Here is a 25,374-nt window from a genome sequence, read left to right as displayed (position 1 = left end):
GACTAAGCAGATCCACTCTAAATCATCTGCAAATCTTATTATACGAGGCAAATTACTGCTGATTATCGCCCCTGCACAGTATTACGCGTTCTGATGATTGCCATAAACCCGCAAGGGCCGCCCCGGCTGGGGCGGCCCAAATTTTTTTGCGAAAGGGGGTTGACAAACCGTCCCACATGTATTATTGTATTAATCGCATAATACAATAATACAGAGGAGAGACGTCAATGGAGTGGAAGCTGGACGACGACCGGCCCATCTGGCAGCAGCTGGCCCAGCAGCTCACCCGGCGGATCATCACCGGGGTCTATCCCCCGGGGAGCAGACTGCCTTCGGTGCGGGAGCTGGCGGCTCAGGCGGGGGTGAATCCCAACACCATGCAGCGGGCTCTGGCCCAGCTGGAGCTGGACGGCCTTGCCAGGGCCGACCGCACCGCCGGCCGGCTGGTGACCCAGGACACGGTCATCCTGGACCGGGTGCGCCGGAGCGAGGCCCAAGCCATCATTCGCCAATATCTGGACGCCATGGCCGCCCTGGGCTACGACCGGGACCGGGCCGCGTCCCTTTTGCGGGAGGAGGAAACATCATGAGCGAAAACCTGATCGAGTGCCGGGGGCTGTATAAGTCCTACGGCCTGCGCCCCGCCCTGTGCGGGGTGGACCTGGAGGTGGGACCGGGGCGGATTGTGGGCCTGCTGGGGCCCAACGGCAGCGGCAAGACCACACTCATCAAGCTGCTGTGCGGCCTGCTCCAGCCCACCCGGGGCGAGCTGGAAATCGACGGCTCCGCCATCGGGCCCTATACCAAATCGGTGGTGAGCTATCTGCCTGACCGGATGTACTTCGCCGACTGGATGAAGGCGGTAGATCTGTTCGACCTGTTCCGGGACTTTTACAGCGATTTTGAGTACGAGAAGGCCATCGACATGTGCCATTCCCTGGGAGTGGAGCCCCATGACCGGCTGAAGGCCATGTCCAAGGGCACCAAGGAGAAGGTCCAGCTGGTGCTGGTCATGGCCCGGAACGCCAGGCTCTACCTGCTGGACGAACCCATCGCCGGGGTGGACCCGGCGGCCCGGGACTTCATCCTGCGCACCATTTTGACCAACTACAACGAGGAGGGCACCGTCCTCATCTCCACCCACCTGATCTCCGACGTGGAGCGGGTGCTGGACGAGGCTGTCTTTCTCAAGGAGGGGAAAATCATGCTCCACGAGACAGTGGACACCATCCGGGAGAAGGAGGGCAGGAGCGTGGACGCCCTCTTCCGGGAGATTTTCCGGGCGGAGCCCATGGAAGGAGGAGAGTTCTGATGCTGTTTAAGCTGTTAAAATACGACTTCCGGGCCATGTGGAAGCAGTTTTCCCTCATCTGGGGGGCGGCACTGGTACTGGCCCTGGTGAATCGGTTTAGTATTTTTTGGGATGTGGACGACCACGTTATCGGCCTCAGCGATACCACCGCCTCAGGCATTACGATTTTCGCCTTTATAGCCGTTCTGGCTGCCATGTTCGTCATCGCGATTGGATTTGTCGTCAACCGCTTCTCCAAGGGACTGCTGGGCAATGAGGGCTATTTGATGCATACTCTCCCCGTCCGGCCCTGGGAGCTGGTGCTGTCCAAGCTGATCTGCGGAACCGTCACCTGGATAGGCTGCGGGGTGGTGGCCCTTTTGTCCCCCTTCATCATGGCCCCTGTGAACTGGCTTGAGCTGATACAGTTCTCCTTCTGGTCGGAAGCTTTCCGGGGAATTTTTCATGGAGTCATGAAGCACCCCGGCGTGCTGGTCCTGTTGGCGGAATTCTGCCTGGTAATCCTCTCCCTGCTGGTGCTCTTTATCGCGTCCATGTATCTGGCTATGGCCGTGGGGCACCTGTTCTCCCGCCACCGGCAGCTCATCAGCGTGGCCGTATTCATCGGACTGTATATCTTGATTGTGAATATATATGGGCGGGTGTTCTCCGTCCGCTTCGTACAGGCTCTGATGAACATGGCTACTGTCAACGTCTACGGCTCCATGCTCACCGCCAGCGCCATTATGCTCATTCCCGCCGCCGCCTTTCTGGCTGTGGTGTGCTGGATTCTGGAAAATAAGCTGAATCTGGAGTGAAAAAACCGGCCCGATGCTTTGATCGGGCCGGTTCTCATTTTTCTTGCCCCCGCGGAGCCAAGGCCCCTTTGCCAAAAGAGCCTTACGGGGATGCGCTCCGTGATTCAGGCGCGCTTGGCCGGGCTCAGGACAGGCCGTTCAGCTTCCTGTACAGCTCCTCCACCGTGGCGCTGTCCACCAGGGCGTCGGTGTCCTCCTCGGTCTCGCAGACCTCTACGATCCGGTTGAGGATATCCAAGTGCTCCTCGCCGGTGGAGGCAATGCCAATCACCAGGCGGACCAGCTCCTCATCCTCTCCCCAGACGATGCCCTCGGGGTAGGTCATGACCACCAGGCCAGTCTTCTGGATGAACTCCCGGGACTCGTTGGTGCCGTGGGGGATAGCCACATGGCTGCCGATGGCCACAGGGAAGCCGGCGTTGCGCTCGATCATGCCCTGGACATAGCCCTCGGTGCAGTAGCCGCTGTCCACCATCAGCTTTCCGCAGGCGCGGATGGCCTCCTCAGGGGTGACCGTCTTACAGTTGAGGACGATGTTCTTCTGCTCCAGCAGGATAGCGCCGGGGGCGGCGGGCTTCTCCTCGGCCTCTGCGGCGGCGGGGGCGGGAGCGGCCTTGCCGCTGCGGGCGGCCGTCAGCTCGTCTACCAGCATGGCGTACTCGGGAGCGCCCATAAAGTTCTGGATGGGGACCACCCGGGCGCTGGGGTTGCTGGCTACAGCCCGGTGGGCCAGCTCGTGGTGGGTGACGACGATCTGGCAGTCGCCAGGAATCTCGCTGACCGGGGCGTGGACCACCTCGATGTCGGTGATGCCGGCGTCCTTCAGCTTGTTGCGCAGCATGGTGGCGCCCATGGCGGAGGAGCCCATGCCCGCGTCGCAGGCAAAGACGATCTTCTTCACGGCACTCATGTTCACGGAGGCGCCGGTCGCCGCAGCGCCGGTGGAGCCGGCCTGGCCCTTGGAGGCGGCCTTGCTGGCGGCCACCTGGGCCTGGGCCTCCTCAAGGCTGGCGTCCTTGCCGAAGAACTTCAGCAGGAACACCGAGATGGCAAAGCTGACCACTGCGGCCACGCCGATGCCGGCGAAGTTGGCCACATAGCCTCCGGGAGGGGTCATCAGGGTCTCGGCGATGATGGAGCCGGGGGAGGCGGCAGCCACCAGGCCGCCGTCCAGGACGGACAGGGTGAAGATGCCGGCCACATTGCCCAGCATGGGGCCCAGGATGACGATGGGGTTCATCAGGATATAGGGGAAGTAGATCTCGTGAATGCCGCCCACAAACTGAATGATGGTGGCAGCGCCGGCGGAGGAACGGGTCTCACCCTTGCCGGCCACGCAGTAGGCCAGCAGCAGTCCCAGGCCGGGGCCGGGGTTGGACTCAATCATGAAGAGGATGGACTTGCCCGTCTCCAGGGCCTGGGCGGTGCCGATAGGGGTGAATACGCCGTGGTTGATGGCGTTGTTCAGGAAGAGCACCTTGGCCGGCTCCACCAGCACGGCGGTGAGGGGCAGCAGGCTGTGGCTCACCAAAAACTCCACCCCGGCGCCCAGCACGTCGGTGATCTTCACGCAGGCCGGGCCGATGATAAAGATAGACAGCACGGCCAGCACGCCGCCGATAATGCCCACAGAGAAGTTGTTGACCACCATCTCGAAGCCAGCGGGGATGTGGCCCTCCATCTTCTCGTCAAACTTCTTGATGCACCAGCCGCCCAGCGGGCCGCAGATCATGGCGCCGATGAACATGGTGCTGCTTGTGGAGGCGATGGCGCCCAGGGTAGCCAGGGCACCGGCGACGGCTCCCTTCTGGCCGCCCACCGCCTTGCCGCCGGTGTAGCCGATGAGGATGGGCAGCAGGTAGGAGAGCATGGGGCCCACCATGGTGTTGATGGTGGCGGCGGGACCCCACTTGCCCAGCCAGCCGTCCGGGATGAACAGGGCGGCGATCAGACCCCAGGCGATGAAGGCCCCAATGTTGGGCATGACCATTCCGCTGAGGAACCGGCCAAATTTCTGTACGTGTTCTTTCACGAAAATACTTCCTTTCTTTCCTTTTTCCTTTCTCATTGCGCTGCTTGGAACTGCGGGGAAAAGCCGGGCGCATCACACCGCGACAATGTCGGTGCAGTCCAGGTATTTGCGGTCGGGCAGCTTGTCGGTAATGATCCGCGCCCCCTCCAGGGGCAGGATGGTGGCCGCCGTCACCCGGCCGAACTTGCTGGAGTCGGCCAGCATGTACACCGTCTGGGCCCGGGAGGCGGCTAAAAATTTCAGCGCCGCCGCCTCCGGGTCAGGGGTGGTGAAGCCCTGGCTGACGCTGATGCCGCTGGTGCCCAGAAACACCTTGGTGAAATTGTACCGCCGCAGGGCGTCCAGCGCCTCCGCCCCCACAATGTCCACCGTCCCCAGCTTCAGGGCGCCGCCCAGTACATAGATGTGGAGGCTGTACTCTGTGAGCCGGGCGGCAAACTCGATGCTGCTGGTGACAAACAGAGCGTTGGAGCCCTTCAGATGCTCCGCCATGTGCAGGACGGTGGTGCCCGTGTCCAGATAGACCACGTCATCGTCCCCGATCAGGGTGGCGGCGTAGCGGCCAATGCGCTCCTTTTCCCGGGCGTAGCGCTGCTTGGTAGCCAGGTCGGGCTCTCTGGCCAGAAACTCCTCCTCCTCCAGGCTGGTGGCCCCGCCGTGGATCTTGACCAGCTTGCCCTGGCGGGCCAGGCCATTCAGGTCCCGGCGGATGGTGGCCTCCGACGCCCCCGTCAGCTGGCACAGGTCCGCCACACTGACCGTCTGCCGCTGGGATACCTGATGCAAAATGGTTCTCAGCCTCTGTTCCGCCAGCATGGTGATTCCTCCTTTCTTGATTGTTTTTGCTTTGTTGATTGGTTTTGACTGACCAAATACTAACACAATGGGAAAAAGATGTCAACCCGTTTTCGCCTCAATTTATACACAAAACTCTCTCTTTGTTTTTGTTCACTTCGACAAATCCGGACAGTTCCCCCAAAATACGCGCCCTCCGCCCTCTTTCCGGGCTTCTTTTCCAGGATGGGTCAGGTTTAAAAAACCTCAAATTCGTCATAATCGCTCATTTGACGGATTTTGCTTGTTTTTTATCGAATTTTTTCGGTATTTTCCCGTCTTGCACAGTCTGGGCGGGAATGCTATACTATTGGCAATAACACAGCAAGAAGCCGGAAATTCTCAAAACTGTTATAAAAAGGAGCGATCATCCCTATGAAACAGGCAATTATGATTGGCGCGGGCAACATCGGCCGGGGCTTTATCGGGGCTCTGCTGGAGAAGAGCGGCTACCATGTGACCTTCGCCGACGTGGCGGAAAATCTGATCTCCGCCATCAATGAGCGGGGGAGCTACACCGTCCACATTCAGGACAGAGAGCAGGACCAGTGGACCGTCACCAATATCAGCGGCATCTCCTCCGCTGGCCCCGAGCTGGCCGAGGCCATCGCCGGGGACTGCGACATCATCACCACCGCCGTGGGCCTGCGCATCCTGCCCATCGTAGCCAAGCCCATTGCCGCCGGCATCCAGGCCCGGAAGGCCAGGAGAAGCACCCAGATTCTCAACATCGTGGCCTGCGAGAACGCCATCCGGGGTACCAGCCAGCTGCGGGAGTCCGTCTACTCCCACCTGAGCGAGGAGGAGCAGGCCTACGCCAGGGAGTATGTGGGCTTCGCCGACTGCGCCGTGGACCGCATCGTCCCCAAGGCCTCCTTCGAGAACCCCCTGGACGTGGCGGTGGAGCAGTACACCGAGTGGGATGTGGAGAAGGGCGGCTGGAAGGGCGAGCTGCCCGACATCCAGGGCCTGGGCTGGGTGGACAACCTGGACGCCTATCTGGAGCGCAAGCTCTTCACCCTGAACAGCGGGCACGCCATCTGCGCCTATCTGGGCACCCTGAAGGGGTACAGAACCATTGTGGAGAGCATTGCCGACCCCGCCATCGGCGCCCTGGTCCGCCAGGCCATGTATGAGAGCGGCGAGGGCCTGATCCGCAAGTTCGGCTTCGACGCCGACGCCCATCACGCCTATATCGAGCGCATCTTCGCCCGCTTCCAGAACCCCTTCCTGGCCGACGAGACCCAGCGTGTGGCCCGGGAGCCCATCCGCAAGCTGGCCCCCACCGACCGGCTGGTCAAGCCCCTGATGACCGCCTACAGCTACGGCCTGCCCGTGGACCACCTGATCTTTGGCGCAGCCGCCGCCCTTCATTTCAGCTGCCCCGAGGACGAGCAGAGCACCCAGCTGATGGAGACCATCGAGACCAAGGGCGTGGAGAAGGCCCTGGAGGAGTACACCGGCCTGAAGCCCCAGGAGCCCCTCTTCGGCCGCATCCTGGACGTGTACCGGGCTCTGAGCCTGTGCAAAAAATAAAAAATATTGGCAGGAGCCGCTGAATCACTCGGTTGATTCAGCGGCTCCTTTGGAGTATAATGGGGGCAGATTTCGGACTATTTATTATTTGGGAGGATATGCTATGAAAAACAGTCTGCCCACCCTCGGCTTTATCGGCACCGGCACCCTGACCACCGCCCTGGTCACCGGATTCTGTGCCCGTGCCGCAGAGACCCCCTACCCCATCGTCCTCTCTCCCCGGAGCCGGAAGAACTCCGAGCGGCTGAGGGCCGCCTACCCCGGCCGGGTCACGGTGGCAGAGAGCATGCAGGAGGTGACAGATCGCTCCGACTGGGTGATGCTGGCCGTCCTGCCCGGCGCCGGGGAGGAGGTCTGCCGCTCCCTGCGCTTCCGACCCGACCACAAGGTCATCAACTTTATGTCGGACAAGACCCTGCCCCAGATCCGGGAGTGGATCGGTGATACCGCCGTCCTGTGCCACATGGTCCCCCTCACCTTCAACGCCTTCTGCGACGGGCCCATCGTCCTGTCCCCTCCCAACGGCGAGGCGGCGGAAATCTTTGGTCACATCGGAAAGGTCGTCCAGCTGGAGGAGCGGTACCACGCCGCCGTACTGGCCGCCGTCACCGGCTGCGTGGCCCCCTTCTTCACCCTGATGGACACCCTGAGCCAGTGGTCCGCCAGCCAGGGGGTGCCCCGGGAGCTGGCCGCCCAGTATGTCACCAGCTTTTTCGGGGCGGTGTGTCAGGAGGCCGCCGGGCTGGACGCCGAGGGCCTCCACCGCATGGCCGCCACCGCCACCCCCGGGGGCATCAACTACATGGTGAAGGACCTCCTGGCCCAGCGGGAGGGCTTCGACATGTGGGCTCAGGCCATGGAGCCCGCCATCCAGCGGCTGGCCGCCAACATCCCCAAGCCCCAGCTATAAAAGAATCCGGGATTTTGTATGATCCCGGATATTTTTAACTGCGGGCCGGTCCGCTGACCCGCAGCAGCCGCTGGTGCATGACCGCCATGACGGCCAGCAAAAGCAGAAGATAGCCGGGGAGCAGGGCCGCCGTGATATGGGCGGCGGCGAGGCCGAACAGCGGAGGCATGACGCACACGCCCAGATAGGCGCTGGCCATCTGGACTCCTATGAGGGCCTGGGAGTTCTCCGGGCCGAAGTGGTCGGGGGTAGAGTGGATGACGCAGGGATAGATGGGGGCGCAGCCCAGCCCGATGAGGATCAGCCCCACCAGGGCCGCCCCCTCCCCCACAGGAAGAAGGAGGGATACAATGCCAACGGCGATGATGGCCTGACCCAGCCGGACCATCTGCCGGTCGTTCAGCCGGATGGTCAGAAAGCCGCTCACCGCCCGGCCGACGGTGATGCCGATGAAAAACAGCCCGGCGAAGCTGGCCGCCGTCTCGGGCGGCACCCCCTTCTGGAGAACCAGGTAGCTGCTGGCCCACAGGCCGGCGGTCTGCTCCAGGGCGCAGTAGCAGAAGAAGGTAATCATCACCGCCTTTGCACCGGGGATGCGGACAATCTCCCGGAGGGTGAGGGCCCTGGCGGGGCCGGACTCCTCCGCCCCTTCGCCGGAGCGGGTTTTCCACATGGGCAGGCTGGCGATGATGGCTACCGTCAGGCCCGCCTGAAGAATGCTGATAATCCGATAGCCCCCCTGCCAGCCCATCCCGGCGGTGAGGGCATAGCCCATAATGTACGGGCCGGCTGTGGCCCCCAGACCCCACATGCAGTGCAGCCAGCTCATGTGCCGGCTGGCGTAGTGGAGGGCCACATAGTTGTTCAGCGCCGCATCCACACTGCCCGCCCCCAGGCCGTAGGGCACCGCCCACAGACACAGCATCCAGAAGGTGGGGCTCACCGAGAAGCCCGCCAGGGCCACTGCGGTCATCCCCACGCTGACGGCAGTCACCCTTCCCGCCCCCAGCTTTTTGGTCAGCCGGTCACTGAGCAGGCTGGAGACAATGGTGCCCCCGGAGATAATCATGGAGATAATTCCGGCATAGGACATGGGAACCCCCAGCGGGCCGTACATGGAGGGCCAGGCCGAGCCCAGCAGGGAATCGGGCAGGCCCAGGCTGATAAAGGCCAGGTAGATGATGGCCAGAAGAAGGGACATACAAAAACACCTCTCGCGTCAGAATCGGAAAACGCCACCATCATAGCGCATCCCGCGAGAATATGCAAGAGAAAAAATCGGGCGGGCGCCAATCGGCGCCCGCCCGGCTGTTTTTCGGGAGTCAGGGTTCCAGGGGGAGGGCCATCAGCTCGGCCACGGCCCGCCGGGCGGCCTCGTCAAGGGGCTTGAAGGGGGCGCGGCAAAAGCCGCAGTCCACCCCCCGCAGAGTCCAGCCGTACTTCATGGCGTTGAAGATGCCCACCTTGACAGCCCCCTCCACCCGCAGGTTGATGGCCCGCTGCCAGCGACAGGCCTCCGCCATATCCCCCGCCTGGAAGGCGGCGCGCACCTTGAGGAACAGGGGGGTAAAGAGGTTGACCGTAGTGCCGATGGTGGCGCAGGCCCCCATGGACAGGGCCCCCAGCAGCTGCTCGTCAAAGCCGTTGATCAGGGCCTTGCCCGGGAAGGCCTGGCCCATGCGCTCCAGGCTGTACAGGTTGGTGGAGGTGTGCTTGATGCCCACGATGTTCTCGTTGGCCAGCAGCCGGCCGGCGTTGTCCTTGGAGAACTCCACCCCGGTGAACTGGGGGATGTTGTAGACAATGGCGGGCACATCGGGCAGGGCCCGGATCACGTCCTCATAGTAGGTTATGATCTCGTCCATGGAGAATTTGTAGTAGTAGGGCGGGATCATAGACACCGCCAGCGCCCCGGCAGACATGGCGTGCCGGGCCAGGTCGATGACGTCCCGGGTGCGGATGGTGCCCACGTGGGAGATGACGGGCACCCGGCCGCCGGCCGCCCTCACCACGTGCTCCAGCACCCGCTTGCGCTCCTCCAGGGTGAGCAGCAGGCCCTCGCCGGAGGAGCCGCAGCAGTAGAAGCCCTCGACGCCGTCCTGAATCTGAAGGTCCACAATCCGCTCCAGCGCCTCATAGTTGACGCTCTCGTCCTCCCGGGTGGGGGTAATCAGGGCGGACCAGATCCGGGACAGCTGCTCTGCTTTCACATTTACCATGATTCAAATCCTCCTATCTCTCAGTCGGTTCGGATGTATGACGTCCGATGTCTATGGTGCAATTTTACTCCCGAATGCCGTCCTTGTCAAGAGCCCCGGCGGATTTTTGCCTATTGCATCTTATTTCAATGTTTTGTATAATAGGGGACGCAAAGACTGATATCCGGGAGGGCGGCAGAGCGCCGGGCCTCTGAACTATTTTCATGCCAGAGAGGAGCTTTTTTATGCTGAAAGGAAAACTGATTCACCCCGACATCATGGCGGCCCTGGCCCTGTGCGGCCACGGGGACAAGGTGCTCATTGCCGACGGCAACTATCCCCTGGATTCCAAGACCGGCGACGCCAAGACCGTCTACCTGGGCCTGACCCCCGGCCTGCCCACCGTCACCGATGTGCTGGCCGCCATCCAGAGCGCGATAAACATCGAAAAGGCCGAGGTCATGGCCCCCGCCGACGGCACCACTCCGGAGATTTTTGGGGAATTTCAGTCCATGCTGGACGGCATGGAGCTGTCCAAGCTGGGCCGCTATGAGTTCTACGACGCCTGCTGCCAGCCCGGCGTCCGTCTGGCTATCTCCACCGGGGAGAAGCGGGTCTTTGCCAACCTGCTCATCACCGTCGGCGTAGCCTGAGGGGTATCCCTGTGGAATATCTGAAACAGGCCGCCCCCCGGCCCGCCGGGGAGGAGGAGGCCGTGCGGGAGCGAGTGGCGGAGATCATCCGGAATGTGCGCAGCCGGGGGGACGAGGTCCTGGCGGAGTACGGCGTCCGCTTCGACGGCTCCGTCCGGACCGCCCTGCGGGTGAGCCGGGAGGAGGTCGACGCCGCCCGGGCCAGGCTCACCCCTCAGGAGCTGGACGACCTGGAGCGGGCCGCCGGCCACATCCGGGCCTTCGCCCTGGCCCAGAAGGGGTGCCTGTCCGGACTGGAGGACTTCTCCAATGTGGAGGGGGCCTGCCTGGGCCACCGGGTTATCCCCGTCAGCTCCTGCGGCTGCTATGTTCCCGGAGGGGCCTATCCCCTGTTTTCCACCGCCCTGATGCTCATTGTCCCCGCCAAGGCGGCGGGGGTGGGGCGGGTAGCCGCCTGCGCCCCGGTGGTGAAGGGGACGGACTCCATCCACTATAAGACTCTGGCCGCCATGGACATCGCCGGAGCGGATGAGATCTATGCCATGGGCGGGGCCCAGGCCATCGCCGCCCTGGCCTACGGCACCGGGAGCATCCAGCCGGTGGACGTGATCGTGGGGCCGGGCAACCAGTATGTGGCCGAGGCCAAGCGCCAGTGCTTCGGTCAGGTGGGTATCGACTTTGTGGCCGGGCCCAGCGAGGTGATGGCCATCGCCGACGGCAGCGCCGACCCCCGCGTCCTGGCCGCCGATATGCTGGCCCAGTCGGAGCACGACCGGCTGGCCCAGGGCATTCTGGTCACCACCGACCGCAGTCTGGGACAGGCCGTCCTCCGTGAGGTGGAGGCCCAGCTGGAGGGGCTGGAGACGGCGGACATCGCCCGGGCCTCCTGGGAGCGGTACGGCGAGGTCATCCTGGCCGGCACCCTGGAGGAGGCGGCGGACCTCGCCAACCGCCGGGCCCCCGAGCACCTGGAGGTTATGGTCCGGGACGAGAGCATCCTGGACAGGCTGGTTAATTTCGGCTCCCTGTTCATCGGTCAGGAGGCCGGCGAGGTGCTGGGGGACTACGCCTCTGGGCCCAACCACACCCTGCCCACCATGGGGGCCGCCCGGTACACCGGGGGGCTCTGGGTTGGCACTTTTTTAAAGGTGTGCACCTTCCAGCGCTGCCGGCGGGGTGCCATGGGGGAGATTGCCCCCCTGGCCGCCCGGATGGCCAGCGGCGAAGGGCTGGCCGCCCACTCCCGGGCCGCTGAGATCCGGCTGGAGCTGCTGTAGAGACAGCGCCCGGCCTGTGAAGCTTCTCAATCAAAGGGGCTGCAAGCTCAAAGGCTTCGCGGCCCTTTTTCTTCCCGAAGAGGCCCGTCCTTTTCACCATTCACCGCGGGAGGACAGCTATGAGGCTCTTAAAAATACTGAAAGCGTCTATTTTGTATATTCTCTTAATTGTCCCACTTATATTACAATTTGTATCTTTGTTTCGAAATATAGCAGCTATGACAGACGATTTGGATTGCATGACCCGGATATGGACCGATCTATTGTTCATAACTGTGCTCATCGGAGCGATCAGCAGCATGTTTGTTCTGTCAAAATTCAGTAAATTGGCGACAGGCAGAGCGCTGAATATCATGGATGACATCGGAGAGCTGGACAGCAGCGATATTTCTGTTTCATATAATGGTTTCTACATAACTCCCCTCCTGTTTGGTATTCAGGCACTGCTTTTGACCCTTTATGTAAAAACAGGAATGGAAATTTTTCTCGTCTGCCTGAAAGTATTTGTGCTTCTTTATGGCCTCAATGTCATAGTTAGAATTTTAGCCATGTATCTTCAATACAGGCAAAAATCCGTTCCCGGTACTCTATCTGAATTTTTAGAGCCTGTTGTACTTCCAACTATCATTTGTCTGCTCCTGCTTTTCAGCACAAATACAAAAACCGTCGGGTTTGTGTATCGAAATACCCAGTTCCCGGAAAGCACATTCTCCCTCATTCTCGCGCTGATCCTGCTCCTGCTCTATTTGCTGGCCGTGCTGTTCTGTTATTTTGTCAACACATATCTTATCACCGCTTTTATATTTCTTAAAAAGGACCCCGACATGCTACAGGCAAACATAAACGGGGTGGAGAAAAAGCAGCGGAACCGGGAGCAGTTCCTGCGTCAAATAGCCCAAACGGTAGACAAAGAAGGGGCGCAAGCTGGCATTATCCGCTTTTGCCTGCTGGCGGCAGGGTTTTTGGGCAGTCAAGTCAAAGCATATGCTCAGGAACTGTGCTATGCCCTGCAATATTTATGGTGGCTGGCGCTGATGCGGATTACCATACGCTTCCACGGGTTGCTTGACCCTGAGCGAATCAGGACAAACAGCATCCGCTTCTGTGAGGTAGCCGCGGTTCTGGAACTCCTAATACTGGATATGGCGCTGTTTGTCTACCTCGGAAGCGACGACCCCTGCTCACGCTTTTTTGAGCTGCTGTCCACCGTGATTATTATTCCGATTCTTCTCTCTTCCCTCGGGGAGCTAAAATCAAAAAGCAAAAAATAAGCGGCGCCCGCCTCAAAAAAGAGGCGGGCGCTGCTTCTGCAAAAATGGCCGATCAGGCTCAGCACTCCAGCATCTCCAGGGTGCACGTCTTGGCGATGGACTTGCGGATCTCCGCCCGGAGGGGGAGCACCGAGGAGGGAGACACCGACAGCTCGTCGATGCCGATGGCAAGGAAGGTCTCCAGCAGGGTCAGGTCGGCCCCCAGCTCGCCGCAGATGCCGATCCAGATGCCCGCCTTGTGGGCGGCGTCTGTGGCAATCTTCAGGGCCCGGAGGACAGCGGGATGGTGGGGATCGAAGAACTTGCCCAGGTCGTTGGCCTGACGGTCGCAGGCCAGGGTGTACTGGGTCAGGTCGTTGGTGCCAACCGAGAAGAAGTCAACCTCCTTTGCCAGCTCCTCCGCCACAAAGACGGAGGCGGGAGTCTCGATCATGATGCCGATCTCGGTCTCCTTGTTATAGGGGACGCCCTCGGCCTCCAGCTCGGCCATCACCTTCTGGCAGGCCCGCTTGCACTCCTTCACCTCCCACACGGAGGTAATCATGGGGAACATGATGGCCACCTTGCCATAGGCGGAGGCCCGGTACAGGGCCCGCAGCTGGGTGCGGAACACCTCAGGCCGGTTCAGGCAGATGCGGATGGCCCGGACGCCCAGAGCGGGGTTCTCCTCCTTCTGGAGGTCGAAGTAACCCACCTGCTTGTCGGCGCCGATGTCCAGGGTGCGGATGACCACCCGCTTGCCCCCCATGGCGGCGGCCACCTCCTTGTAGGCCTGGAACTGGGCCTCCTCGGTGGGGTAGTCGCTGGAGGCCAGATACAGGAACTCAGAGCGGAACAGGCCGATGCCCTGGCCGTCGTTGGCCACAACGGCGGGTACGTCCCCGGGGTTGCCGATGTTGCAGTAGACCATGATGTTCCGTCCGTCCAGGGTCACGTCCTCCTGGCCCTTCATGGTCTCCATAAGCTCCTTCAGCTCCATCTGCTTTTCCAGCTTGGATTGGAACATGGACAGGGTGATCTCGTCGGGCTCGATGGCCACCTGGCCGGTCTCGCCGTCGATGTAGGCCATCCTGCCGCCCTGGTCCTCCTTGAGGGCGTCGCCCAGGCCGCAGATGGCGGGGATGCCCATGGTCCGGGCCAGGATGGCGGTGTGGCTGTTGCCTGAGCCGCCCCGGGTAATAAAGCCCAGAATCTTTGACTTGTCCAGCTGGAGAGTCTCGGAGGGGGCCAGGTCGTCGGCGGCCAGGATGACCGGCTCCTCGGAGTCGATACCGCCGTCAGCAATTCCCATCAGGTTGTTGAGGATGCGCCGGGTGACGTCCTTGATGTCGGCGGCCCGGCCCTGCATGTAGGGGTCGTCCATGGCGGCCAGCATGGCGGAGAACTCCTCGCCGGCCAGCTCCACCGCCTTCTCGGCGGTGCAGTGCCGCTCCTCCAGGGCGTTCATCATGCAATCCACATAGTCCTCGTCCTCCACGAACATGGCGTGGGTCTCGAAGAGGATGGCGGTCTCATCCCCCGCCTCCTCCCGGGCCTTGTCCGCCAGGGCGTTGAGCTGCTCCACGGACTTCTCCTGGGCGGCGGCAATGCGGGCCTTCTCCGCCTCGATGTCGGCGGCGGGAGCGTCAGAAATGGTGGTGTCGGGGCGCTGGAAGAAAAAAATCGGGCCGCTGGCTACGCCTCTGGAGACCCCTTTTCCCTGCATCAAAATCATGGGTGTTCCCTCCTAAATAGTAGTACCAGGGGCGTCCGCCCGGAGGCGGACGCCCCTGAATGGCGCTTACAGATTTTCCTTGAAGAACTGCTCAACGGCGGCGCAGTTGGCCTCCTCGTTGCCGCCCTCCACCGTGACGGTGACGGTCTCGCCCGTCTTGATGCCCATTCCCATCAGGGCCATGAGCTTGGTGGCTGCGGCGGATTTGCTGCCGTCGGCCTTGGTGATGGTGACAGTGCTGTCCAGCGCCTTGGCCGCCTTGGCCAGCAGGCCGGCGGGACGGGCGTGGATGCCTACGGGGTCAGTAATGGTGTATTGGAACTGTTTCATAGTGAATGCTCCTTTCAAGAAATAAGCTGGTTTATATTATACCACAAAGACCGTGAAAAATCAATCTCCATACTGTTATTTGTCTTGTACTTCACTTTGAGGATCATCTGTTATTTTCTTTATGAGGTTTATTATCTGAGCGCAAGAACACATAACCGCTCCTCCATTCCTCCGGAAAATATTATGGTCATTGTACCATATTCTGCCGAAGCGGGCAGCAAAAAGAAGCTTTTTCACAAAAAATGTCTTTTCCTCTTTTTAAGATTGATTTCTTATGAAAAAGCCGATATAATCTGTTCAAGAAATCAAGAACAGGAGAACGTCCTTATGTCATTAGAAATGGTAGAGGCGGGGTGGATGTCCATTCTGCCTCCGGTGATTGCGATTACGCTGGCCCTGATCAGCAAGGAGGTATACTCCTCCCTTTTTCTGGGGATCTTTTCCGGCATGTGCGTATACTGCTATGCCGCCGGAGGTGACCTGCTGACGGCGGTCACCTATGTGTTCGACATGATCGCCGCCAAAATTGGGGAAAACGGCTATATGATTATCTTCCTGGTACTGCTGGGCTCGCTGGTGGTGATTGTCACCCGGTCGGGGGGCTCCGCCGCCTACGGCCGGTGGGCGGGCCGGCGGATCAGCACCCCCGTGGGGGCCAAGCTGACCACCTCCCTGCTGGGCCTGCTGGTCTTTGTGGACGACGGCTTCAACTGCCTCACCGTGGGCACCGTCATGCGGCCCATCGCCGACAAGTGCCGGGTTTCCCGGGAAAAGCTGGCCTACATTCTGGACTCCACCGCCGCCCCGGTGTGCATCATCGCCCCCATCTCCAGCTGGGCGGTGGCGGTGGCCTCTGAGGTGGAGGAGGCCGGCGGCCTGAACGCCTTCGTCCGGACGATCCCCTATAACCTCTACGCCATCCTCACCCTGGTGATGGTGTTCTTCCTCAGCGTGACCGACTTCGACTTCGGCCCCATGCGGGCGGCGGAGCTGGCCGGCCGGGAAGCGCCCCAGGGGGCAGAGGCGGAGTCCGTCTCCGGAAAGGGGAGGGTAATCGACCTGGCGGCCCCCATCCTCACCCTCATCGTCTGCGCCATTCTGGGCATGGCCTATGTGGGCGGCTACTTTGACGGGGTATCCTTCACCCGGGCCATCGGGGAGAACCCCACCGCGGGCCTCACCCTGGGCACCTTCGCCGGGCTCCTCGCGGCCCTGGCCCTGTATGTCCCCCGGAAAATTATGACGGTGCGCCAGTTTATGGAGGGCGTCATCGACGGCATCAAAACCATGATCCCCGCCCTCACCATCCTGATCCTGGCCTGGGCCCTGGGGGGCGTGTGCCGGGAGATGATCGGCACGGGCCGCTTTGTCAGCGACTTTGTGGCCGTGGTGGACCTGCCCTTCGCCTTCCTGCCCGCCATCGTCTTTGTCGTGGCCGCCTTCCTGTCCTTCTCCACCGGGACGGCCTGGGGGACCTTCGGCATCCTGCTGCCCATTGTGTCCATGCTCTGCGCCGGGGAGGAGGGCGCCGCCGTCCTCATTCCCGCCCTGGGGGCCACCCTGGCCGGGTCGGTGTACGGCGACCACTGCTCCCCCATCTCCGACACCTCCATCCTCTCCTCCACTGGGGCCCAGTGCGAGCACCTGCGCCACGTGGAGACCCAGCTGCCCTACGCCACCCTGGTGGCCGGGGTGTGCTTCGCCGGGTATCTGGTGGCCGGGTTCACCCAAAACCCCTGGATCACCCTCTCCGTCTCGGCGGCTCTGCTCTTCGCCGCCTTCGCCGCTGTGGTCCTCTGGGAGCGGAGAAAAACGGCCGTGCCGGGACGGCAGGCCGGTTAAATACGCAAAAGGAGCGCCTCACCGGGGCGCTCCCTTCCTATCTGAACAATCTGGCCGCTTATTTCCTCTTGGTCCGGTTGTAGAAGAACAAAATGACAATCAGCACAAGGACAAGGAAAACACGGGGGTAGATCACGTATTGATACCGTGCTTCCAGCGATGCGCTCCACTCCGGATGGAGCAGATATATCTCTTTGGCCTCCGCAAGCCTCGTTGGAATGCGGGCAAGAAGTACCACCATGCAAGTGACCAGGGCCAGATTAATTATTTTTTTCATAAAGTACCGTCTTTTCTTCATAAGTCACAAGTCAATCCCTGATGGTCCGGCGCCTGTATGCGGGAGCGCCCCCTAACCGGGCGCTCCCGCTGTTTTAACCCTATAACTCCATGTTACCGGGCGCGGGCCGCCTGCTTCTCCTGCTCCAGCCTGTCGATGGTGCGCCTCACATCCTCGGAGGGCTCCAGCTTCTCCCCGTACTGGAAGCGGCCAATCTCATTCCCCTCCGCGTCAAACAGGGGGATGGTGCAGTCGGTCCGGGCGGCCATGGCCTCCTCGTAGGCGCAAATTTCCTCAAAGGTGTTCAGCTCAGGGTGCACGTCGGTCCGGAGGATATAGCCATCCACACCGCCGATGCCCACAGCGGCCAGCAGGTCGGGCTCATAGCCCACAAGCTCGGACAGGGCGGCGGGGCCGTAGGTCTGGCCCTTGGCGTTGACGGGGTAAATCCCCTTGGCGGTCAGCGCCTTCTCCGCAAGGGCCTGGAGGTCGGTGATCTTGCGCTCCTCCTGGTTGAGGACCGCCGCCTGCTCCGCGGTCAGACGGTCAATGATCCGCTGGGTCTCGGGCGAGGGGGTCGAGGGGCCGCTCATATCAAACATGCCGATTTTGTTGCCGTCGCCGTCATAGATGGGGGCGGCAAAATAGGTTATGGTATCCTGCACCTCAACATATTCAGAGAGCTGCTCGAAGGAAAGGCCCCACGAGGGGTCCATATCTTTTCTGCGGCAATAGCCATCCACGCCGTTTTGCAGTACCTCAACCACGTCCCGGCGCTCCCGGATATCCTCCCGGACCTGCTCCATATACTTCTGCTTTTCCTGCTCCAGCCAGTCGAGGGTGCGCTTCACATCGTCGGAGGTCTCCACCTTCTCGCCGTACTGGAAGCGGCCGATCTCATTTCCCTCCGCGTCAAACAGGGGGATGGTGCAGTCGGTCCGGGCGTCCATGGCCTTCTCGTAGGCGCAGATTTCCTCGAAGGTGTTCAGCTCGGGGCGCACGTCGGTCCGGAGGATATAGCCATCCACGCCGTCGATGCCCACGGCGGCCAGAAGGTCGGGCTCATAGCCCACAACCTTGGACAGGGCGGCGGAGCCGTAGGTCTGGCCCTTGGCGTTGACGGGATAGGTCCCCTCGGCGGTCAGCGTCTCCTCCGCGAGGGCCTGGAAGGCGGCGGCCCAGCGCCCGGTGCTCACATTAGCGCTCCTCGGCAGGTCGTACTCCACCGATTGGCTCCCGTTGGACAGATATGCCTTGCCGGTGGAATAAATCGTGCCCTCTCCTCTGGCGGAGCTGGTCTCCTGCCAAATCCAGCTCTCTGCGGCCGCGTTGTACTTGACCGGCCTGCTTATCAAAATTTTCCCCGACGTGTTGCGAATCTCCGCAGAGACGCCGATATACTTGGCGGGCAGAGGGGAATTGTTCTGTTCCTGAATCCAGGAGCTGCTGCGATATCTTCCGTCGTTGTCCTTATACAGAATGGTCCAGGCGTCGTAGGTATAGCCCGCGTAGCGATAGGTGGTTTTGGTGGATTCCCACTCCTCAACGGCCATGGCGTTGACGCCGATGGGACAGGCCAGCGCGGCCAGCAGCAGAACTGCAATAAGCTTCTGGAAAAAACGTCTGTTTTTCATATTGAACTCCTTTCATCGTTCATAAATCCTGTTTTCGTCAATACTTGATGGTTCCTTTTACCGTAACTGCGTAGTCCTCGTTGTTGCGGATGGCGATGGTGTACTGCCCGCTTTTAGTAGCTTCAAGCGCTTTATAAATGCTCCCGCTGGTGCAATTCAGATACTGAAATGCGTAGTCGGAATCAATGTAGCCAAAATCAACACTGGCTGACTTGGGCGTATAGGTACAGTCGAAGGTAATCTTATCTCCTTTTTCCAGGTAGAACTCTGTGCCTATAGGTATAATAGAGTTTTTAGAAATAGTGTGATTTACCCGTCCACCTGCACGCGTCACTACAGCAGTGTCACCGGGGACTGACACCGCACTGGCCGGCAGCGCGGCAAAGCTGAATATCACCAGACAGGTCAGCAGCGCCGCTCCCAACCGTCTCAGTCTCATTTTTCTCACCTCCTCTCATAGGTCGTCTTCAAACGGGAGAAACGGAACACCGCTTCCCAACGTCGCCGGGTCTATCACCTCCACTTTCACTTCATGATTTGAAACAGGAGCTGCAGACCAGAAACGGTAACCCAGCGCCCCTATCGCAATCCCCACCGCAACCAGGATTGCAATCACCAGTGCCCACAGGCGGTAGTTTCTGGGCGCGGGGACAGGAACCTCCACCGGCACCTCTACAATTACCGGCTCCGGTTGTTCCGGCGGCGTCCAGCCGTCGTGAATCAACGCCTCCACCGGCAGACCGAACACCTCGCTCAGCGCGGCCAGGTTTTCCCCCGACGGATAGGCCGCACCGTTCTCCCACTTGGAGATCGTCTGGCGGGAGACGTCCAGCTTTTCCGCCAGCGCCTCCTGAGACATTCCTTGTACCGTTCTGACCTGACGAAGTCTCTGTCCAATGTCCATATCATAGCACTCCTTTCCCAAAACCTCTATCAACTCCGGTTTACATCGGCATTTTTTAACAAATTTCCCATGTAAACCACCCTTTACGTGGGAACCATCATATCACGCCCCCGGGTCCCTGTCAACGAAGGGGCCCCGCCGCAGGAACGCACATTGAGCCATATGCTCCCGCCCCTGTCCCATGTCTCCCGGCGCCCAAAGACCCGTTTTGACGTTTTATACAAATCAAAACTCGCCAAACTGTGCATTTTTAATGAATCTTCGCGAAATATACCCGGATGTCACTTCACCTGCTCTCAAAGCGTGTTGTGCGACATCTGGGTATATTTCGTAAAACCCCGCCCATTTACACAGAGCCGGAAATAGTATTATGATGCTGGCAGAACCGCGGTAATCACAATGAAGAAGCAGAGGAGTGGAGTTATGAAGAGATTTTCCCGTGTCAGCGCGTTCCTTCTGGCCATCGCACTGCTGCTGTCTCTGGCCGGATGCGGCGCCTCAGACGGCAAAACCCACCTCAAGTTCCAAATCTGGGACGTGGCCCAGCGCGACAGTATGCAGGCCATCTGCGACGCCTACACCGCCAAGCACCCCGACGTGGAGATTGAGGTGCAGGTGACCAGCTGGAACGAGTACTGGACCAAGCTGGAGGCCGCCGCCGAGTCCAACACCATGCCGGACATCTTCTGGATGCACACCAACCAGATTTTGTACTACTCCGATTTCGGCATGCTGGCCGACGTGACCGACCTCTACGCCGACGAGGACCCCAGCTACTACCAGAACCATTTTTCCGAGATCTCCATCGGCAACGCCCAGGGCAGCGACGGCCGGATGTACGGCGTGCCCAAGGACAAGGACAACATCTTCCTTGTATATAATAAGGAGATGTTCGACGCCGCCGGGGTGGCCTACCCCGACGAGAGCTGGACCTGGGACGACCTGGTCAACGCCTCCCAGACCATCTACGACAAAACCGGCAAATACGGCTACATGGCCTATAACGACGATCAGATGGGCTATTGGAGCTTTGTCTATCAGGCCGGCGGGTACATTTTGAACGAGGATTTCACCAAAGCCGGCTTCGACCAGCCCGGCACCAAAAAGGGCATGGAGTTCTATGTGGGCCTGCAGAGCTACGACTGGTGCCCCAATCAGGCCTACTTCGCTGAGACTGCTCCCGGCACCGCCTTCTTCTCCGAGATCGGCTCCATGTACATCGAGGGCAACTGGGAGCTGATGAACAAGTGCATCAACTTCCCCAATATGGACGGCAAGTGGGACATCGCCCCCATGCCCAAGTGCCCCGACCCCGTCAGCGGCGACGGCCGGGCCACCATCTCCAACGGCCTGTGCTACTCCACCGCCGCCCACGGCAAGACCCGGGACGTCGCCCTGGATGTGATCAAGTTCTTCGGCACCGAGGAGGCCCAGCTGCTGGCCAGCTCCTACGGCGCGGCCATTTCCGCCTACAACGGCACCGAGCAGCCCTACTTCGACGCCTTCGACAAGGCCGGCTATGACATCAATGTGGAAATGGTCATGGACCAGTTTGAGTACGGCGTGCAGAACGTGAACAACTCCGCCAAGCCCAAGTGGAAGAGCCCCGTCCTGGATGAGCTGAACAAGGTCTATAACGGCCAGCAGAACCTGGACAGCGCCCTTGCCAACATGCAGCAAATCGTGGATACCGAGACCGCCAAGAAATTGGCGGGCGACTGAGAGGAGGGCTTTGGGTGAACAACAAACTGTCCCCCGCCGCCCGGCGGGAAGAGAACTGGGCCTGGATTATGGTGGCCCCCACCATCGTCGGTCTGGTGGTGCTGAATATCTGGCCCTTCGTCCAGACCATCTACACCAGCTTCTGCGAGCACCTGGGCTTCGGCCACTATAAATTCATCGGCCTGGCCAACTACGCTGAAATCTTCCAGACCCCTGAGTTCTGGAAGGCCACCTGGAACACCATCCTGTTCTGTATTCTCACCGTCCCCCTGGGGCTGTTCCTGTCCCTGCTGGTGGCTATGCTTCTGAACGCCAAAATCAAGTTCAAGGGCGGCTTCCGGACCATTTTCTTCCTGCCCATGGTCTGCGCCCCCGCCGCCGTCACCATGGTGTGGCGCTGGATTTTCAACGGCGAGTACGGCATTCTCAACCAGCTCTTCGGCGCCCACGTGGGCTGGATCACCGACCCCAAGATCGTCATGGTTTCCTGCGCCATCGTGGCCATCTGGAGCAACATCGGCTACGACGCCGTCCTCCTGCTGGCCGGGCTTCAGAACATCCCCAAGACCCTCTACGAGGCCAACAGCATCGACGGCGCCGGCAAGGTGAAGCAGTTCTTCACCGTCACCCTGCCCATGGTCTCCCCCACACTGTTCGTGGTCATGATTATGCGCCTGATGTCCGCCGTCAAGGTCTATGACCTGATTTATATGATGGTGGAGGACACCAATCCCGCCGTCACCAGCGTGCAGAGCCTGATGTATCTGTTCTATCGGGAGTCCTTCATCGCCGGCAGCCGCGGCATCGGCTCCGCCATCGTCATCTGGACCGTCCTGCTCATCGGCATGATTACCGTCATCCAGTTCTACGGCCAGAAGAAGTGGGTCAACTACGATGTGTAAGGAGGAAAAAAGATGAAAAACCGTTCTTTAGAGGCCTCCCGGAAGCGCCTGACCGTCCTTACCTACGCCGCGCTGATCCTCGGCGCACTCATTATGATCTTCCCCTTTGTGTGGATGATCCTCACCAGCCTCAAGACCGTCCCCGAGAGCATGGAGGTGCCTCCCACCATCTTCCCCAAGGAGATAATCACCACCAACTTCGGGGACGCCATGAAGAGCCTGCCCTTCCTCAAGCTGTATCTGAACACCGGACTGCTGATCTTCTTCCGGGTGATCTGCGCTGTGGCCTTCAGCTCCATGGCGGGCTACGCCTTCGCCATGCTGAACTTCCGGGGCAAGAAGCTGCTCTTCGGCATCATCCTGGTGCAGATGTCTCTGCCCAGCCAGATCTTCATCATCCCCCAGTATCAGATGGTGGCGAAAATGGGCATGGCCAACACCATCTTCGCCCTGGTCTTCCCCGGCATCGTCAGCGCTTTCGGCGTGTTCTTCCTGCGGCAGACCTATATGGGCATCCCCAAGGAGATCGGCGAGGCTGCGTACTTAGACGGCTGCAACCAGTGGCAGACCTTCTATAAGGTCATGTTCCCCCTCACCGGCACCTCCGTGGCCGCCCTGACCATCTTCACCGCCGTGTTCGCTTACAGCGACCTGATGTGGCCCCTGGTGGTCAACTCCGACCTGAACATGATGACCCTCTCCTCCGGCCTGGCCACCCTCCGCGGCCAGTTCACCACCAACTTCCCCGTGCTGATGGCAGGCTCCCTGCTGGCTATGCTGCCCATGGTAATCCTTTACCTGATCTTCCAGCGCCAGTTCATCGAGGGCATCGCCTCCACCGGCGGTAAATAAGCCTCCTCTCTTTTCTCTCCCCCCTTTCTCAGGACAGCCCCGGTACACTCAGGTGGCCGGGGCTGTCCCCCTAAACAAATTGTTTCAGGAATCAGACCTCCGATTTGTCAGAAATATGGGCTTGTGTCCCAGGAGAAAATACCGTACAATCTTCCAGAAAAAATTTTTTCAGGGGGTATCCCTCATGATCGTACTCGACCAGGAAAACAGAGTTTTCACCCTGCATACCCAGAACACCACATACCAGATGAAGGCCGACCGGCACAACGTCCTGCTTCACACCTATTACGGCCCCCGGCTGGCCGGCGGCGACCTGTCTTATCTAATACGATATGCCGACCGGGCCTGCGCGCCTAACCCGGCGGAGGCCGGACTGGACCGGACCTACTCCCTGGACACCCTCCCCCAGGAATACTCCACCTGCGGCGTGGGGGACTTCCGCCTGCCCTCCCTGGAGCTGGAGCTGCCCGGCGGCAGCTGCTCGGCGGACCTGCGCTACGTCCGCTGTGAGCTGCGCGGGGGGAAATACGCCCTGGAGGGCCTGCCCGCCTTCCACGGCTCCCGGGCCGACGCCGAGACCCTGGTGATCACCCTGGAGGATGCCGCCGCCCAAGCGGAGGTGGAGCTGTACTACGGCGTATTCGAGGGGTACGACCTGATTACCCGGGCGGTCCGGGTGGTCAACCGGGGGGGACAGGCCCTGCGCCTGCGCCGGTGCGACTCCCTGTGCCTGGACCTTCTCCGGTCCGACCTGGATTTGATTACCTTCGACGGCTGCCACATGATGGAGCGCGCCCCCGACCGCGCGCCCCTGCGCTCCGGCGTCCAGGGGGTGGGCAGCGCCCGGGGCACCTCCAGCCACCAGCACAACCCCTTCGTCATCCTCTGCGACCGGGACGCCAACGAGGACTACGGCCTGTGCTATGGGGCAGCGCTGCTGTACAGCGGCAGCTTCCAGGCCCTGGCGGAGGGCAGCCAGTATGACAACACCCGGCTGGTCATGGGAATCAACCCCCTCCAGTTCTGCTGGACGCTGGAGCCCGGCCAGTCCTTCACCGCCCCTGAGGGGGCCCTGGTCTGCTCCCCCAGCGGGCTGGGCCAGCTGAGCCGGCAGCTCCACCGGGCCATTCGGGAGCGCCTGATCCGGGACCCCTACGAGGGAAAGCGCCGCCCGGTGCTTATCAACAACTGGGAGGCCACCTACTTCGACTTTGACGCCGACAAGCTGGTGGACTTCGCCAAAACCGCCGCCCCTCTGGGCATCGAGCTGCTGGTGATGGACGACGGCTGGTTCGGCAAGCGGAACGACGACAACAGCGGCCTGGGGGACTGGGTGGTCAACGAAGAGAAGCTCCCCGGCGGGCTGGAGGCCCTGGTGCCCCGGATTCAGGAGCTGGGCATGTCCTTTGGCATCTGGATCGAGCCCGAGATGGTCAGCGAGGACAGCCAGCTCTACCGGGAGCACCCGGACTGGGCCCTGCACATCCCCGGCCGGTCCCCCGCCCGGGGCCGGAACCAGCTGGTGCTGGACTTCTCCCGCCCCGAGGTGCGCCAGCATGTCTACGGGCAGATCAAGGCTGTCCTGTCCAGCGCCGGCATCTCCTACGTCAAGTGGGACATGAACCGCAGCCTCTCCGACGTCTGGTCCGCCGCCCTGCCCCCCCAGCGCCAGGGGGAGGTCTGCCACCGCTATGTCCTGGGGGTGTATGAGATGCTGGAGCAGATGCGCCGGGACTTCCCCCACATCCTCATCGAGGGCTGCGCCGGCGGCGGCGGCCGCTTTGACGCCGGAATGCTCTATTACACCCCCCAGATCTGGTGCAGCGACAACACCGACGCCATCGACCGCCTGCGCATCCAGTACGGCACCTCCTTCTGCTACCCCGTGAGCGCCGTGGGGGCCCACGTCTCCACCTCACCCAACGAGGAGAACGGCCGCCTCACCCCTCTGGAGACCCGGGGAACGGTGGCCATGGCCGGAACCTTCGGCTACGAGCTGGACCCGCGCAAGGTCTCTCCCCAGGAGCAGGAGCTTATGAAGGAGCAGGCGGCCTTCTTCAAGGAGCACTACGACCTGATTCAGCGGGGGGACTACTACCGCCTGAGCGACCCCTTCGCGGGCGGCCCCTACACCGCCTGGGAGCAGGTCTCCGCCGACAGACGGGAGGCCCTGGTCTCCCTGGTGTCCACCTCCCTCCGGGCGGCCCCCCCCTTCCAGACTCTGCGGCTGAAGGGGCTGGACCCCGCGCTCACCTATCAGGTCAACGGCGGCGAGGCCTACCCCGGCGATGTGCTCATGAGCGCCGGCTTCCCCCTGCCCCTGCTCCGGGGGGACTACCAGTCCATGCAGCTCTATCTGCGGGCCATTTGAAAACAG

General features: G+C 61.2%; 23 protein-coding genes. 13 read left to right on the top strand and 10 right to left on the bottom strand.

Features of this window, described 5'->3' with window-relative positions; translation table 11 throughout:
• Positions 1 to 227: 227 nt before the first annotated feature.
• From D1641_RS07905 to D1641_RS07895, 3 genes are read left to right on the top strand one after another with little or no spacing between them, the layout of a single operon-like run.
• Entirely contained in the window at positions 228 to 590 is a 363-nt protein-coding gene (locus D1641_RS07905; protein ID WP_160664419.1) for a GntR family transcriptional regulator, read from the top strand.
• On the top strand, positions 587 to 1,312 hold the full coding sequence (locus D1641_RS07900) for an ABC transporter ATP-binding protein (RefSeq protein ID WP_160664417.1): 726 nt from the start codon (positions 587 to 589) through the stop codon (positions 1,310 to 1,312). The genes D1641_RS07905 and D1641_RS07900 overlap by 4 nt, the downstream gene beginning before the upstream one ends.
• Positions 1,312 to 2,109, top strand: coding sequence for a hypothetical protein (locus D1641_RS07895; protein WP_160664415.1), 798 nt, complete (start codon positions 1,312 to 1,314; stop codon positions 2,107 to 2,109). The genes D1641_RS07900 and D1641_RS07895 overlap by 1 nt, the downstream gene beginning before the upstream one ends.
• Before the next feature lie 124 nt (positions 2,110 to 2,233).
• Here D1641_RS07895 and D1641_RS07890 read toward each other — a convergent pair whose 3' ends face one another.
• Both D1641_RS07890 and D1641_RS07885 read right to left on the bottom strand, forming a co-directional pair.
• Positions 2,234 to 4,141, bottom strand: a complete 1,908-nt coding sequence (locus D1641_RS07890; RefSeq protein ID WP_160664413.1) for a PTS mannitol transporter subunit IICBA — start codon at positions 4,139 to 4,141, stop codon at positions 2,234 to 2,236.
• A gap of 72 nt (positions 4,142 to 4,213) precedes the next feature.
• Entirely contained in the window at positions 4,214 to 4,957 is a 744-nt protein-coding gene (locus D1641_RS07885; RefSeq protein ID WP_160664411.1) for a DeoR/GlpR family DNA-binding transcription regulator, read from the bottom strand.
• Between the two features lie 393 nt (positions 4,958 to 5,350).
• Between D1641_RS07885 and D1641_RS07880 the strand changes: the two genes are divergently transcribed.
• Both D1641_RS07880 and D1641_RS07875 read left to right on the top strand, forming a co-directional pair.
• Positions 5,351 to 6,511, top strand: a complete 1,161-nt coding sequence (locus D1641_RS07880) for a mannitol-1-phosphate 5-dehydrogenase (protein ID WP_160664409.1) — start codon at positions 5,351 to 5,353, stop codon at positions 6,509 to 6,511.
• 103 nt (positions 6,512 to 6,614) lie between these two features.
• Positions 6,615 to 7,421 carry an NAD(P)-binding domain-containing protein gene (locus D1641_RS07875; protein WP_160664407.1) on the top strand — a complete coding sequence of 269 codons (807 nt, stop codon included), beginning with the start codon at positions 6,615 to 6,617 and terminating at the stop codon, positions 7,419 to 7,421.
• A 34-nt stretch (positions 7,422 to 7,455) separates the two neighbouring features.
• Here D1641_RS07875 and D1641_RS07870 read toward each other — a convergent pair whose 3' ends face one another.
• Both D1641_RS07870 and D1641_RS07865 read right to left on the bottom strand, forming a co-directional pair.
• Positions 7,456 to 8,622 (bottom strand): MFS transporter, encoded by a 1,167-nt coding sequence (locus D1641_RS07870; RefSeq protein ID WP_160664405.1) that lies wholly within the window; start codon positions 8,620 to 8,622, stop codon positions 7,456 to 7,458.
• A gap of 121 nt (positions 8,623 to 8,743) precedes the next feature.
• On the bottom strand, positions 8,744 to 9,640 hold the full coding sequence (locus tag D1641_RS07865; RefSeq protein WP_160664403.1) for a dihydrodipicolinate synthase family protein: 897 nt from the start codon (positions 9,638 to 9,640) through the stop codon (positions 8,744 to 8,746).
• 224 nt (positions 9,641 to 9,864) lie between these two features.
• On the opposite strand from D1641_RS07865, the gene D1641_RS07860 reads away from it, so the two are divergent.
• From D1641_RS07860 to D1641_RS07850, 3 genes are all read left to right on the top strand, one after another.
• Entirely contained in the window at positions 9,865 to 10,272 is a 408-nt protein-coding gene (locus tag D1641_RS07860; RefSeq protein WP_160664401.1) for an RbsD/FucU family protein, read from the top strand.
• Positions 10,273 to 10,283: 11 nt separating this feature from the next.
• Positions 10,284 to 11,549 carry a histidinol dehydrogenase gene (hisD, locus tag D1641_RS07855; RefSeq protein ID WP_160664399.1) on the top strand — a complete coding sequence of 422 codons (1,266 nt, stop codon included), beginning with the start codon at positions 10,284 to 10,286 and terminating at the stop codon, positions 11,547 to 11,549.
• Between the two features lie 119 nt (positions 11,550 to 11,668).
• Entirely contained in the window at positions 11,669 to 12,820 is a 1,152-nt protein-coding gene (locus D1641_RS07850) for a hypothetical protein (RefSeq protein WP_160664397.1), read from the top strand.
• Positions 12,821 to 12,878: 58 nt separating this feature from the next.
• Here the strand turns inward: D1641_RS07850 and ptsP are convergent, their stop codons facing one another.
• Both ptsP and D1641_RS07840 read right to left on the bottom strand, forming a co-directional pair.
• Positions 12,879 to 14,534, bottom strand: a complete 1,656-nt coding sequence (gene ptsP / locus D1641_RS07845; RefSeq protein WP_160664395.1) for a phosphoenolpyruvate--protein phosphotransferase — start codon at positions 14,532 to 14,534, stop codon at positions 12,879 to 12,881.
• A gap of 66 nt (positions 14,535 to 14,600) precedes the next feature.
• Positions 14,601 to 14,864: an HPr family phosphocarrier protein gene (locus D1641_RS07840; protein ID WP_160664393.1), complete on the bottom strand. Its 264-nt coding sequence runs from the start codon at positions 14,862 to 14,864 to the stop codon at positions 14,601 to 14,603.
• Between the two features lie 327 nt (positions 14,865 to 15,191).
• Between D1641_RS07840 and D1641_RS07835 the strand changes: the two genes are divergently transcribed.
• A complete protein-coding gene (locus D1641_RS07835) occupies positions 15,192 to 16,706 on the top strand; it encodes a Na+/H+ antiporter NhaC family protein (RefSeq protein ID WP_160664391.1) in 1,515 nt (504 codons plus the stop codon).
• 58 nt (positions 16,707 to 16,764) lie between these two features.
• Here the strand turns inward: D1641_RS07835 and D1641_RS07830 are convergent, their stop codons facing one another.
• The 4 genes from D1641_RS07830 to D1641_RS07815 form a co-directional block, all read right to left on the bottom strand.
• Positions 16,765 to 16,983, bottom strand: a complete 219-nt coding sequence (locus D1641_RS07830) for a hypothetical protein (protein WP_160664389.1) — start codon at positions 16,981 to 16,983, stop codon at positions 16,765 to 16,767.
• 113 nt (positions 16,984 to 17,096) lie between these two features.
• Entirely contained in the window at positions 17,097 to 18,617 is a 1,521-nt protein-coding gene (locus D1641_RS07825) for a hypothetical protein (protein ID WP_160664387.1), read from the bottom strand.
• A gap of 37 nt (positions 18,618 to 18,654) precedes the next feature.
• Entirely contained in the window at positions 18,655 to 19,056 is a 402-nt protein-coding gene (locus tag D1641_RS07820) for a hypothetical protein (protein WP_160664385.1), read from the bottom strand.
• A 15-nt stretch (positions 19,057 to 19,071) separates the two neighbouring features.
• On the bottom strand, positions 19,072 to 19,521 hold the full coding sequence (locus tag D1641_RS07815; RefSeq protein ID WP_160664383.1) for a helix-turn-helix transcriptional regulator: 450 nt from the start codon (positions 19,519 to 19,521) through the stop codon (positions 19,072 to 19,074).
• 423 nt (positions 19,522 to 19,944) lie between these two features.
• Between D1641_RS07815 and D1641_RS07810 the strand changes: the two genes are divergently transcribed.
• The 4 genes from D1641_RS07810 (at position 19,945) to D1641_RS07795 (ending at position 25,368) form a co-directional block, all read left to right on the top strand.
• Complete coding sequence (locus tag D1641_RS07810) at positions 19,945 to 21,243, top strand: sugar ABC transporter substrate-binding protein (protein ID WP_160664381.1); 1,299 nt, start codon at positions 19,945 to 19,947, stop codon at positions 21,241 to 21,243.
• A gap of 14 nt (positions 21,244 to 21,257) precedes the next feature.
• Positions 21,258 to 22,145, top strand: a complete 888-nt coding sequence (locus D1641_RS07805) for a sugar ABC transporter permease (RefSeq protein WP_347707401.1) — start codon at positions 21,258 to 21,260, stop codon at positions 22,143 to 22,145.
• Between the two features lie 12 nt (positions 22,146 to 22,157).
• Positions 22,158 to 22,997: a carbohydrate ABC transporter permease gene (locus D1641_RS07800; protein ID WP_160664379.1), complete on the top strand. Its 840-nt coding sequence runs from the start codon at positions 22,158 to 22,160 to the stop codon at positions 22,995 to 22,997.
• 184 nt (positions 22,998 to 23,181) lie between these two features.
• Positions 23,182 to 25,368 carry an alpha-galactosidase gene (locus D1641_RS07795; protein ID WP_160664377.1) on the top strand — a complete coding sequence of 729 codons (2,187 nt, stop codon included), beginning with the start codon at positions 23,182 to 23,184 and terminating at the stop codon, positions 25,366 to 25,368.
• Positions 25,369 to 25,374 lie beyond the last annotated feature (6 nt).

This window comes from Colidextribacter sp. OB.20 (assembly GCF_009911595.1).
Lineage (GTDB): Bacteria > Bacillota > Clostridia > Oscillospirales > Oscillospiraceae > Lawsonibacter.
Note: the sequence above shows the minus strand (reverse complement) of the source record. Positions and strands in the feature narration are given on the sequence as shown.

Bases quoted from the DNA above. Each gene is read 5' to 3' on its own strand.
- D1641_RS07905 (WP_160664419.1), top strand. From the start codon at position 228: ATGGAGTGGAAGCTGGACGACGACCGGCCCATCTGGCAGCAGCTGGCC.
- D1641_RS07900 (WP_160664417.1), top strand. From the start codon at position 587: ATGAGCGAAAACCTGATCGAGTGCCGGGGGCTGTATAAGTCCTACGGC.
- D1641_RS07895 (WP_160664415.1), top strand. From the start codon at position 1,312: ATGCTGTTTAAGCTGTTAAAATACGACTTCCGGGCCATGTGGAAGCAG.
- D1641_RS07885 (WP_160664411.1), bottom strand. From the start codon at position 4,957: ATGCTGGCGGAACAGAGGCTGAGAACCATTTTGCATCAGGTATCCCAG.
- D1641_RS07880 (WP_160664409.1), top strand. From the start codon at position 5,351: ATGAAACAGGCAATTATGATTGGCGCGGGCAACATCGGCCGGGGCTTT.
- D1641_RS07875 (WP_160664407.1), top strand. From the start codon at position 6,615: ATGAAAAACAGTCTGCCCACCCTCGGCTTTATCGGCACCGGCACCCTG.
- D1641_RS07870 (WP_160664405.1), bottom strand. From the start codon at position 8,622: ATGTCCCTTCTTCTGGCCATCATCTACCTGGCCTTTATCAGCCTGGGC.
- D1641_RS07865 (WP_160664403.1), bottom strand. From the start codon at position 9,640: ATGGTAAATGTGAAAGCAGAGCAGCTGTCCCGGATCTGGTCCGCCCTG.
- D1641_RS07860 (WP_160664401.1), top strand. From the start codon at position 9,865: ATGCTGAAAGGAAAACTGATTCACCCCGACATCATGGCGGCCCTGGCC.
- D1641_RS07850 (WP_160664397.1), top strand. From the start codon at position 11,669: ATGAGGCTCTTAAAAATACTGAAAGCGTCTATTTTGTATATTCTCTTA.
- ptsP (WP_160664395.1), bottom strand. From the start codon at position 14,534: ATGATTTTGATGCAGGGAAAAGGGGTCTCCAGAGGCGTAGCCAGCGGC.
- D1641_RS07840 (WP_160664393.1), bottom strand. From the start codon at position 14,864: ATGAAACAGTTCCAATACACCATTACTGACCCCGTAGGCATCCACGCC.
- D1641_RS07835 (WP_160664391.1), top strand. From the start codon at position 15,192: ATGTCATTAGAAATGGTAGAGGCGGGGTGGATGTCCATTCTGCCTCCG.
- D1641_RS07830 (WP_160664389.1), bottom strand. From the start codon at position 16,983: ATGAAAAAAATAATTAATCTGGCCCTGGTCACTTGCATGGTGGTACTT.
- D1641_RS07825 (WP_160664387.1), bottom strand. From the start codon at position 18,617: ATGAAAAACAGACGTTTTTTCCAGAAGCTTATTGCAGTTCTGCTGCTG.
- D1641_RS07820 (WP_160664385.1), bottom strand. From the start codon at position 19,056: ATGAGACTGAGACGGTTGGGAGCGGCGCTGCTGACCTGTCTGGTGATA.
- D1641_RS07815 (WP_160664383.1), bottom strand. From the start codon at position 19,521: ATGGACATTGGACAGAGACTTCGTCAGGTCAGAACGGTACAAGGAATG.
- D1641_RS07810 (WP_160664381.1), top strand. From the start codon at position 19,945: ATGAAGAGATTTTCCCGTGTCAGCGCGTTCCTTCTGGCCATCGCACTG.
- D1641_RS07800 (WP_160664379.1), top strand. From the start codon at position 22,158: ATGAAAAACCGTTCTTTAGAGGCCTCCCGGAAGCGCCTGACCGTCCTT.
- D1641_RS07795 (WP_160664377.1), top strand. From the start codon at position 23,182: ATGATCGTACTCGACCAGGAAAACAGAGTTTTCACCCTGCATACCCAG.